1 protein-coding gene is annotated in these 445 nt (G+C 69.5%); it reads right to left on the reverse strand.

Annotated elements, in window-relative coordinates; translation table 11 throughout:
- On the reverse strand, window positions 1-275 hold a 275-nt coding region (locus CCN56_RS46005; RefSeq protein WP_143664673.1), incomplete at its 3' end, for an AAA family ATPase.
- Window positions 276-445: the final 170 nt, after the last annotated feature.

A 445-nucleotide genomic window follows, 5' to 3' on the forward strand; every position in this document is an offset into this window, starting at 1 on the left:
GTCCCGTCCGGTGACGGGACGGCGTTGAGGACCATGCCCTGCTTGATCTCATCGCGGATGACCGCCGGGCAGCCGAGGTGCTCTGCGAGGACGCGGGCGAGCGTGCTCTTCCCCGTGCCGGGCGGACCGCTGATGACCAGGAGCGTGGGTCGGTTAAGCACGGCAGATCCTTCGCGAAGGTGATGGGCTAAGCGCTGGCGGGGAGTGACGCGGCGAGCTGATAGGCGATGATGCCGGNNNGGGCGAGGCCGGCGGCGGCGAAGTCGTCGAGCCATGCCTGGAGAGGCTGTCGCCAGTAGCGGTGCGTCATGCCAACCGACCAGGTCTCTTCCACGTGACCTGCTTCGAAGTAGCTGCCGCCGGCCGGCGATCCAGTCGGCGGTGGGGTGGCTCGTCGAGACGATGGTCCGTCCGCCGGGACGGAGAAGGCGGCGGAGCTCGGCCA

It is taken from the genome of Streptomyces sp. NRRL B-24572 (assembly GCF_002156145.1).
GTDB lineage: Bacteria > Actinomycetota > Actinomycetes > Streptomycetales > Streptomycetaceae > Streptomyces > Streptomyces vietnamensis.